General features: G+C 71.2%; 7 protein-coding genes and 1 pseudogene. 5 read left to right on the forward strand and 3 right to left on the reverse strand.

The features are described 5' to 3' along the window. Positions 1-116 precede the first annotated feature (116 nt). Positions 117-1,037, forward strand: a complete 921-nt coding sequence (locus AB0F56_RS25455) for a DUF4190 domain-containing protein (protein WP_362013595.1) — start codon at positions 117-119, stop codon at positions 1,035-1,037. Positions 1,038-1,111: 74 nt separating this feature from the next. Beyond that, the gene (locus AB0F56_RS25460) at positions 1,112-2,878 is read left to right on the forward strand and encodes an NAD+ synthase (protein ID WP_362013597.1); all 1,767 of its coding nucleotides are present in this window, start codon (positions 1,112-1,114) and stop codon (positions 2,876-2,878) included. Here the strand turns inward: AB0F56_RS25460 and AB0F56_RS25465 are convergent. Both AB0F56_RS25465 and AB0F56_RS25470 read right to left on the reverse strand, forming a co-directional pair. Further along, positions 2,844-4,100 carry an MFS transporter gene (locus AB0F56_RS25465; RefSeq protein ID WP_362013598.1) on the reverse strand — a complete coding sequence of 419 codons (1,257 nt, stop codon included), beginning with the start codon at positions 4,098-4,100 and terminating at the stop codon, positions 2,844-2,846. The two genes, AB0F56_RS25460 and AB0F56_RS25465, sit on opposite strands and share 35 nt — an antisense overlap. Before the next feature lie 147 nt (positions 4,101-4,247). Continuing rightward, positions 4,248-5,270 (reverse strand): endonuclease/exonuclease/phosphatase family protein, encoded by a 1,023-nt coding sequence (locus AB0F56_RS25470; RefSeq protein WP_362013600.1) that lies wholly within the window; start codon positions 5,268-5,270, stop codon positions 4,248-4,250. 311 nt (positions 5,271-5,581) lie between these two features. Between AB0F56_RS25470 and panB the strand changes: the two genes are divergently transcribed. From panB to AB0F56_RS25485, 3 genes are all read left to right on the forward strand, one after another. Continuing rightward, complete coding sequence (panB, locus tag AB0F56_RS25475; RefSeq protein WP_362013602.1) at positions 5,582-6,445, forward strand: 3-methyl-2-oxobutanoate hydroxymethyltransferase; 864 nt, start codon at positions 5,582-5,584, stop codon at positions 6,443-6,445. A gap of 98 nt (positions 6,446-6,543) precedes the next feature. After that, positions 6,544-7,536, forward strand: a complete 993-nt coding sequence (locus AB0F56_RS25480; RefSeq protein WP_362013604.1) for an ATP-binding cassette domain-containing protein — start codon at positions 6,544-6,546, stop codon at positions 7,534-7,536. Next, the gene (locus tag AB0F56_RS25485) at positions 7,533-8,387 is read left to right on the forward strand and encodes an ABC transporter permease (protein ID WP_362013605.1); all 855 of its coding nucleotides are present in this window, start codon (positions 7,533-7,535) and stop codon (positions 8,385-8,387) included. The genes AB0F56_RS25480 and AB0F56_RS25485 overlap by 4 nt, the downstream gene beginning before the upstream one ends. A 28-nt stretch (positions 8,388-8,415) precedes the next feature. Here AB0F56_RS25485 and AB0F56_RS25490 read toward each other — a convergent pair. Further along, a pseudogene (locus tag AB0F56_RS25490) lies at positions 8,416-10,267 on the reverse strand (AfsR family transcriptional regulator); the annotation flags it as partial.

Below are 10,267 nucleotides of genomic sequence, written 5' to 3' on the forward strand. Positions count from 1 at the left end.
GCGTCTTCAGGACACCTTCACGGACACCGGTCGATCACAAAATCCCTCGCTCCTCCATAATCAGCTGGCCTAACGTCAGGCTCCTGCAATCTCAGCGATCCCCGGAGGACGCCCGCATGACCACGCCCCACCAGAACCCCGAGAAGAACCCCTGGGGTCCTCCGTCCTCGACGCCGCCCGGCCCGCCTCCGGCCGGTGCGACGCTGCCGGGCCTGCCCCCGTACGGCATGCCCCCGACCGGCATACCGGGGATGCCGCCCCCGTACCAGGAGCCGAAGAACGGGCTCGGGGTGACCGCCCTGGTCCTGGGCCTCGTCGGTCTGCTCTTCGGGGTCTTCCCGTTCACGTTCTGGCTCGGCGCGATCCTGGGCATCATGGCCCTGATCTTCGGCATCATCGGCCACGGCAAGGCCCGTCGGGGCGAGGCCACGAACAAGGGCATGGCCCTCTCCGGGATCATCCTCGGCGCGGTCGCGATCGTCGCCTCGATCGCGTGGCTGCTCGTCGTGGTCGTGGCGGTGAACGACGTCAAGAACGACATCGACGAGGAGATCGCCAAGCAGGACAAGGCCTCCTCGGCCCCCACCACGCCCGGCGCGACGAGCGAGCCCGAGCCGGAGCCGACCGAGACCGCCCCCGCCGCGCTGAAGTTCGGTCAGACCTTCACGTACGAGGACGGCATCAAGGTGACCGTCTCCAAGCCGCGCGCGTACCAGCCCGACCAGTTCGCCGCCGGACACACCAAGGGCAACAAGGCCTTCCAGGTGACCGTCACGATCGTCAACGGCAGCAAGGAGACCCTCGACGTCACCGGCGCCCTGGTGGACGCCAGCGACGCGGAGGGCGCGCAGGCCGACGCGATCTTCGACGGCAGCGACGCGACGACGATGTTCCGGGGCAACGTGCTCCCCGGCAAGCAGGCCAAGGGCGACTTCGCCTTCTCGCTCCCCGCCGCCGCGGCCGGCGAGATGCAGATCGAGCTGGCCCCGACGATCCTCGAGCACGACGAGGCGATCTGGACCGGCCCGACGAAGTAGTCACGTCGGCGTACGCAGGACCTGGCGTCGGCGTACGCAGGACATAGCGTCGGTCTGACGATTACACTGGGCGGGTGCCTCAACTACGCCTCGCTCTGAATCAGATCGACTCGACCGTCGGCGATCTCACCGCCAACACCGAGGCGGTCGTCCGCTGGACCCGGCACTGCGCCGAGCAGGGCGCGCATCTGGCCGCGTTCCCCGAGATGGTCCTGACCGGCTACCCCGTCGAGGACCTCGCGCTGCGCTCGTCCTTCGTCGAGGCGTCCCGGGCCGCCCTGCGGGCGCTCGCCCGGCGCCTCGACGCCGAGGGTCTCGGGGAGCTGCCCGTGATCGTCGGCTACCTCGACCGTTCGGACCGCGCCGAGCCCCGGCTCGGCCGGCCCGCCGGTTCCCCGGAGAACGCGGCAGCCGTGCTGCACCGGGGCGAGGTGGTGCTCCGGTTCGCCAAGCACCACCTGCCCAACTACGGGGTCTTCGACGAGTTCCGCTACTTCGTCCAGGGCGACACCATGCCCGTCGTCCGGGTCCACGGCGTCGACGTTGCCCTCGCGATCTGCGAGGACCTGTGGCAGGACGGCGGCCGGGTGCCGGCCGCCCGCAGCGCCGGTGCCGGGCTGCTCGTCTCGATCAACGCCTCGCCGTACGAGCGGGAGAAGGACGACACCCGGCTCGAACTGGTCCGCAAGCGCGCCCAGGAGGCCGGCTGCACCACCGCGTACGTCGCGATGATCGGCGGTCAGGACGAGCTGGTCTTCGACGGCGACTCGATCGTGGTCGACGCGCACGGCGAGGTCGTGGCCCGCGCCCCGCAGTTCTCCGAGGGCACGGTGATCGTGGACCTCGACCTGCCGGCCGCCGCGCCCCTCTCCGACGCGCCGACGGGCGTCGTGGACGACGGGCTGCGGATCGACCGGGTGGTCCTCTCCGAGGACCCGCTGCCCGCGTACGAGCCGGAGTTGACGGGCGGTTACGCGGACCGGCTCGACGACGACGAGGAGGTGTACTCGGCGCTGGTCGTGGGCCTGCGCGCGTACATCGCCAAGAACGGCTTCCGTTCGGTGCTCATCGGCCTGTCGGGCGGCATCGACTCGGCGCTGGTCGCCTCGATCGCCTGCGACGCGGTCGGCGCGCGGAACGTGTACGGCGTCTCGATGCCCTCGAAGTACTCCTCGGACCACTCGCGCGGCGACGCCGCCGACCTGGCCCGGCGCACCGGCCTCAACTTCCGTACGGTGTCGATCGAGCCGATGTTCGACGCGTACATGGGCGCGCTCGGTCTCACGGGCCTCGCGGAGGAGAACCTCCAGTCCCGGCTGCGCGGCACGATGCTGATGGCGATCTCCAACCAGGAGGGCCATCTCGTCCTCGCTCCGGGCAACAAGTCCGAGCTTGCGGTGGGGTATTCAACGCTGTACGGCGACTCGGTGGGCGCGTACGGGCCCATCAAGGACGTCTACAAGTCGACCGTGTTCCGGCTCGCGCGCTGGCGCAACCGGGCGGCCGAGGAGCGCGGCATGACCCCGCCGATCCCGGAGAGCTCGATCACCAAGCCGCCGAGCGCCGAGCTGCGCCCGGACCAGGTCGACACGGACTCGCTGCCGGACTACGACGTCCTGGACGCGGTCCTGGCCCTGTACGTCGACCGCGACCAGGGCCGGGACGCCATCGTCGCGGCCGGCTTCGACGAGGAGCTGGTGACGCGGACGCTGCGGATGGTGGACACGGCGGAGTACAAGCGGCGCCAGTACCCGCCGGGCACCAAGATCTCGGCGAAGGGCTTCGGCAAGGACCGCCGCCTCCCGATCACGAACCGCTGGCGGGAGTCCCCGAGCCACTGACGGCGTGCGTCGGCTCCTCGGCGACCGGGGCGCTTCCCGCGACGACGCGGGAGGCGCCCTCCGTCGTACCCGCACTCGTACGCGTACGGTCCAGCAGGCCCGCCACCACGGCGATCGCCAGGCCGACCACCGCCAGGCCCGCGCCGACCAGGGTCGGGGAGGTCCAGCCCCAGCCGGTGGCGACGGCCGCGCCGCCCGCCCAGGCGCCGCCCGCGTTGGCCAGGTTGAAGGCGGAGTGGTTGGAGGCGGAGGCCAGGGTCGGGGCGTCCTTGGCCTTGTTCATGACCAGCATCTGGAGCGGGGTCGTGGTCATGAAGCCGACGGCGCCGAGGACGACGACCGTCACCAGGGCCAGCCACGGCACGTGGATCGTGAAGCGGAAGGCGACCAGGACGAGCGCCAGGGCGCCGAGGGAGCCGTAGAGGGTCGGGCGCAGCGCCCGGTCGGTGAGCGGGCCCGCGGCGAGGGCGCCGGCGGTCATGCCTATGCCGAAGAGGGCGAGGACCAGGGTGACGGAGGACTCCCCGAAGCCCATCACCTCGGTGGTCATCGAGGCGAGGTAGGAGTAGACGGCGAAGACGCCCGCGAAGCCGAAGACGGCGGTGAGCAGACCGAGCAGCACCTGCGTCCTGCCGAGCGCACGGACCTCGCGGCCCAGGCTCTGCCGCTCGTCGACGGGGACGTCCGGCACGAGCCGGGCGAGCGCGGCCATGGCCAGCAGGCCGATGACGGTGACCACGAGGAAGGTGGAGCGCCAGCCGAGTTGCTGGCCGAGCAGGGTCGCCGCCGGTACGCCGAGGATGTTGGCGACCGTGAGCCCGAGGAACATCGTGGCGACCGCCCGCGCCTGCCGGCCCTCCACCACCAGGCGCGCGGCGACGACCGCCCCGACGCCGAAGAACGCGCCGTGCGGCAGCCCGGCGAGCACCCGGCCCGCGACCAGCCAGCCGAAGCCGGGGGCGAGCGCGGAGGCCAGGTTGCCGACGACGAACAGCGCCATCAGCAGGAGCAGCATCTTCTTGCGCGGCACGCGCGAGCCGAGGGCGGTCAGCAGCGGGGCGCCGACGACGACGCCTATCGCGTACGCCGAGACGAGGTGTCCCGCGGTGGGGACGGAGGTGCCGAGGTCGTCGGCGACGTTGGGCAGCAGGCCCATCATCACGAACTCGGTGGTGCCGATGCCGAAGGCGGAGACGGCGAGCGCGAGCAGCGCCAGGGGCATGGGGAGAGCCTTTCCAGACGAATAGTTCTTCGACTGAACAAATACTCTCAGGCGAAATGTTCCCCTCGGCTTCGGCCCGGTGAAGAGAAGGTTTCGGGCCGGAGCGCCTGTGACGGCGGCGCGCCCGTGACAGCGGCGCGCCCCTGATCAGAGGGTGACGCGGGCCGCGATCGGCAGGTGGTCGCTCTTCGTCGCCGGGAGCGCCCACGAGGACACCGGCTCGACGCCCTTCACCAGGATCTGGTCGATCCGCGCCATCGGGAACGAGGCCGGCCAGCTGAAGCCGAAGCCGTCGCCCGAGGCGCCCTGGGTCGAGCGCATCTGCGCGGTCACGGCGTTGAGCGCGCGGTCGTTCATCGTGCCGTTGAGGTCGCCGAGCAGGACGATCCGCTCGTGCGACTCGGCCGCGATCGCCTCGCCGAGCAGGTTCGCGCTGTTGTCGCGCTGGTTGGCGGTGAAGCCCGCGTCCATCCGGACCCGTACGGACGGGAGGTGGGCGACGTAGACCGCGACCTCGGCCTTGGGGGTGGAGACGGTGGCGCGCATCGCCCGGGTCCAGCCCATGCCGATGTCGACGGGGGCCGCGCCGTGCAGCGGGTACTTGCTCCAGACGCCGACCGTGCCCTGCACCGAGTGGTACTTGTACGTGTCGGCCAGGCCCTTCTCGTAGACCGGGACCATGTCGCCCTTGAGCTCCTCCAGGGCCACCACGTCCGCGCCGGACCCGGCGATCTGCCGGGCGGTGCCCTCGGGGTCGGGGTTGTCGGCGTTCACGTTGTGGGTGGCGAAGGTGAGGTCGCCGCCCGCCTCCGACTTGTCGGTGATCAGGCCGCCGAAGAGGTTCAGCCAGACCAGGGCCGGCAGGAGCAGGGCGATCAGCGCGGTCGCGGAGCGCCGCAGCACGGCGAGGACCAGCAGGACCGGCACGAGGACGCCCAGCCAGGGCAGGAAGGTCTCGGTGAGGCTGCCCAGGTTGCCGATCCGGTTGGGGATCTCGGCGTGGAAGACCATGAGCAGGGTGAGCAGGACCGCGCAGACGGCGAGCAGGATGCCGCGGCGCCAGATGCCCCGGTCCCCGCGCAGACGGTCGAGCGCCGCTCGGAACCGGGATCCGGAGCGCTCGTTCCGGGCGCCGCCGTTCTCGGTCTCCGCCATGTCCACCCGCGCCATCACTCAGTCCTCACTGCCTTGCCGTCGTGCTGCCTTGCCCCGTGACCCGACGTCGACACTAGGTGATGCCGGGCCCGTCGTACTGCCACGTGGGACGACGGGGCCGCGCGGCGGGTTCCGGCGGTCTCCGTGCGGTGGGGTGGCTGTGACAGAACGCGCACATTCGTACGTTCGTCCCGAAATTCTTCCGTGTCGGCGGTGTGAACAGCGCCACCTCGCCCCACTTCCCCCGTCCCCGCGCGAAGTGCCACCATGGATGTGGTCCGGGGACGCCGTCAGGGCGCCTCGAGATGACGAAGGAGCCGTTCACCATGACGCTTCAGGCTGCCCAGAAGCAGTCCCCCGACAGCAGCAAGGCGCTGTACGGAGGCAAGGGCACGCGACGTATCACCGTCCACGACATCGCCGCCGCCAAGGCCCGCGGTGAGAAGTGGCCCATGCTGACCGCCTACGACGCGATGACCGCGTCCGTCTTCGACGAGGCCGGGATCCCCGTCGTGCTCGTCGGCGACTCCATGGGCAACTGCCATCTCGGGTACGACACCACCGTGCCCGTCACGATGGACGAGATGACCCTTCTGTCCGCCGCCGTCGTACGGGGCACCAAGCGCGCCCTCGTCGTCGGCGACCTCCCCTTCGGCTCGTACCAGGAAGGGCCGGTCCAGGCCCTGCGCAACGCGACCCGGCTCGTCAAGGACGCGGGCGTCGGGGCGATCAAGCTGGAGGGCGGCGAGCGTTCGCTGCCGCAGACCGAGCTGCTGGTCCAGGCCGGCATCCCGGTCATGTCCCACCTGGGCCTGACCCCGCAGTCCGTGAACACCATGGGCTACCGCGTGCAGGGCCGCAGCGACGAGGCCGCGCACCGGCTGCTGAGCGACGCCAAGGCGGCGCAGGACGCGGGCGCCTTCGCCGTCGTCCTGGAGCTCGTCCCGGCCGAGCTGGCCGCCGAGGTCACCCGCTCCCTGCACATCCCGACCATCGGCATCGGCGCGGGACCCGACACCGACGCCCAGGTCCTCGTCTGGACCGACATGGCCGGTCTCACCGGCGGCAAGGTGCCGCGCTTCACCAAGCAGTACGCGAACCTCCGCGCGACCCTCGGCGACGCCGCCAGGGCCTTCGCGGAGGACGTCACCGGCGGGGCGTTCCCCGCCGAGGAGCACACCTTCCACTAGCCACCGTGGCACGGACCGCAGCCCGCCGACTTCCCCCATCGGCGGGCTGTCGGTCGTCTGTCGGTACGTTGTCGGTGGTGCCTGATGTAGTGGGGTCCATGACGCGATCCACACACAACGCCGTCGAGGTACGAGGCCTCGTGAAGCACTACGGCGAGACGAAGGCCCTCGACGGGGTCGACCTCGACGTCCGGGAGGGCACGGTCCTCGGCGTGCTCGGCCCGAACGGCGCCGGCAAGACCACCCTCGTCCGCTGCCTGTCCACCCTGATCGTCCCGGACTCCGGGACCGCCACGGTCGCCGGGTTCGACGTGGTGAAGCAGCCCCGCCAGCTCCGCCGCACCATAGGCCTGACCGGCCAGTACGCCTCGGTCGACGAGAAGCTGTCCGGCTGGGAGAACCTGTACATGATCGGGCGGCTGCTCGACCTCTCCCGCGCGGACGCCCGGCGCCGTGCCGACGAGCTCCTGGAGCGGTTCTCGCTCACCGAGGCCGCCAAGCGGCCCGCCATGCAGTACTCCGGCGGTATGCGCCGCCGGCTCGACCTCGCGGCGTCGATGATCGGCCGCCCGGCCGTCCTGTACTTGGACGAGCCCACCACCGGCCTCGACCCGCGCACCCGCAACGAGGTCTGGGACGAGGTGCAGAGCATGGTCGCCGACGGCGTGACCGTCCTGCTCACCACCCAGTACATGGAGGAGGCCGAGCAGCTCGCGAGCGAGCTGACGGTCATCGACCGGGGCAAGGTCATCGCCAACGGCAAGGTCGACGAGCTGAAGGCCCGGGTCGGCGGCCGCACCCTGAAGGTCCGCCCCGTGGACCCGACGGAGCTGCCCGCCATGTCCGCCGCGCTGCGCGAGTCCGGTCTCGACGGCATCGCCGGCTCGACGATCGTCCCCGACGAGGACGCGCTGTACGTGCCGATCCTCAGCGACGAGCAGCTGACGGCCGTCGTGGGCCTGCTCGGCGCGCGCGGCTTCGGCATCGCGCACATCGGCACCCACCTGCCCAGCCTGGACGAGGTGTTCCTGGCCATCACGGGCGAGAAGTCGTCCGCTTCCGACACGATTTCCGAGGAGGTCGCCGCATGAGCACGACCACGACCACGGTCACCAAGCCTCCCGTCGACGCCCCTTCCCCGGTGCAGCGGACGCCCGTCGACGAGGGCCGGATCGGCCTGCGGGCCAATCTCCGCCACATCGGCGCCCTGGTGCGGCGCAACGCGCTGCAGATCAAGCAGGACCCGGAGTCGATGTTCGACGCGGTCCTGATGCCGATCATCTTCGTCCTGCTGTTCGTGTACGTCTTCGGCGGCGCGATCTCCGGCAAGGGCAACAACGACGCGTACGTGAACTACGTGGTGCCCGGACTGATGGCGATGATGGGCATGAACATCGCCATGGCCGTCGGCACGGGTGTCAACGACGACTTCAAGAAGGGGGTGATGGACCGGTTCCGCACGATGCCGATCGCCCGGTCCTCGGTCCTCATAGCGAAGATCGTCGTCGAGATCGGCCGGATGCTGATCGCCACCGCGATCCTGCTCGGCATGGGCTTCATCCTCGGCCTGGAGATCAAGACCTCGGTCCTCGACCTCTTCGGTGCCATCGGTCTCTCGATGGTCTTCGGCGCCTCGCTGATGTGGATCTTCATCCTGCTCGGTCTGACGATGAAGACCGCCCAGGCCGTCCAGGGCATGGCGATGCTCGTCCTGATGCCGCTCCAGTTCGGCTCCTCGATCTTCGCCCCGACCTCGTCGATGCCCGGCTGGCTGGAGACCTTCACGGACTACAACCCGCTGTCGAACCTCGCCGACGCCGCCCGCGCCATGATCAACGGCACACCGGTGGGCGACTCGGTCTGGATGACGCTCGGCTGGGCCGTGGTGATCACGGCCGTCACGGCGCCGCTCGCGGTGGCCAAGTTCCGCAAGAAGACCTGACCGGCACAGGGATTCAGGTCTACGGGGATCAGGACTCGACGCGCCCCTGGATCGCGTCGGCGCGTTCGAGCAGGGCGGCGGCCTCCTCCAAGGAGAGGCCGTCGCCCTCGGCGTAAGCGGCCTCGAAGGCCTCGTCGCCGAGGACCGAGCGGACCAGCTTGGTGGCCCGCTCCAGGTTGTCGTGCTCGGGCGGGGTGAGGAGATGGGCCTCCGGGAGCAGGCCCTCGTGCGCGCCGAGGAACTGGGCGCCGACCACCGCGCCGGGGCCGCCGAGCCCGCCCAGGGCCCAGGCGGCGGTGACCAGGTGGATGGCGGGCATCTGCGGGGCGACGATCATCGACAGGGTGCCCAGGGACCGTTCGAGGGCCTCCTTGGCATAGGCGAGGCCGGAGGCGTACCGACCGTCGAGGTTGTCCAGCCAGCCGAGGCCGCCGAGGGTGAACCCGCCGAAGATCGACAGCGTCGCGGAGCTGAAGTCGTCCAGGAGCGCGGTCAGGTGCTCGCGGGCCTCGGCGGTGCGCCCGGTCCGGCCGAGCAGCATGGCCAGGAACAGCCGGGCGGCCAGCGTCGGTTCGTGTCCGCGGTTCTCCTCGGCGCCCACGACCTCGCGCAGGATCTCCTCCGCCTCCTCGGCGCGACCGGTCATCGAGAGCATGTCGGCGTACCGGGCGCGCAACAGCGCCATCTGGGACTGGGCGCCGATCCGCTCGGCGTACCCCATCGCGGCGACGAAGTCCTCGGCCGCGCCCTCGAAGCGGAGCCGCCGCTCGCGGGCCTCCCCGCGCGCGGAGAGGGCCTCGGCCGCTCCCCAGGAGTCGCCGAGGCGGACGAAGATCTCCAGGCCCTCGTCGGCGTCGTCGGACGCGTCGCCGGCCCAGTCCACGCGGTTGGCCAGCATGTTGGCGCGGAGCGTGAGCGCGTTGGCGAGCTCCCACTCGTAGCCGAAGCGGCGGCAGGCGTCGACGGTGGCGTCCAGCAGCTCCCGCATCCGGCCCGCCTCGCCGATGATGATGACGGCGAAGACGGCGAAGGTGCCGGGCAGTCGACAGGTCTGCGGGAGTCCGGGCCGGTAGACGGCGGTGATCCGCCTGAGCCGTTCGATCCCCTCGGGCCTGGTCCAGTCGCCCGTCATGTGGTCCATGTTGAGGAGCCCGATCAGCCGCACCCCGCGCCGGGCCTCCCACAGCTGCTCCTCGCTCAGCGGCGGGGGCGTGGCCGTGCACGGCTCGTGGAGGGGAACGACGGGGGCGCTGGGCGGCTCGAAGGGGTCGGGGCCGAGGGCGGCGGCGGCCTCGGACCAGTGCAGGGCGTCGGCGCGCAGGTCGCGCATCTGCCAGTACCAGAGGAGGCAGTGGACCAGCAGGAGCGCCTCCTGCTCGTCCCGGGCGGCGACGGCGCGGCGCAGGGCGGTGCGCAGGTTCTCGTACTCGGTACGGAACCAGGCCATCGCCCGGACCTGGCCGTCGCCGCGGAGCGCGGGGTCGGCGTGCCGGGCGAGCTCGCGATAGTGGACCAGATGCCGGCGCTCGGCCTCCGCCCGGTCCCCGGCCTCGTCAAGCCGCTCCCCCGCGTACTCCGCGACCGTCTCCAACAGCCGGTACCGCATGCCCCCGTCGTCACCGGGCGCCGCGACCACCAGCGACTTGTCGACAAGGGAACCCAGAACGTCGAGGGTGTCCGCCCCGGAACCCGGCACACACACCGCCTCCGCCGCCTCCAGGTCACACCCGCCCGAGAACACCGAGAGCCGCCGCAGCACCGCCCGTTCGGGCTCGGACAGCAGGTCCCACGACCAGTCGACCACCGCCCGCAACGTCTGCTGACGCGGCAGAACCGTCCGCGCCCCCGAGGTCAGCAACCGGAACCGGTCGTCGAGCCGG

The sequence above is a fragment of the Streptomyces sp. NPDC026092 genome, from assembly GCF_040638605.1.
GTDB lineage: Bacteria > Actinomycetota > Actinomycetes > Streptomycetales > Streptomycetaceae > Streptomyces.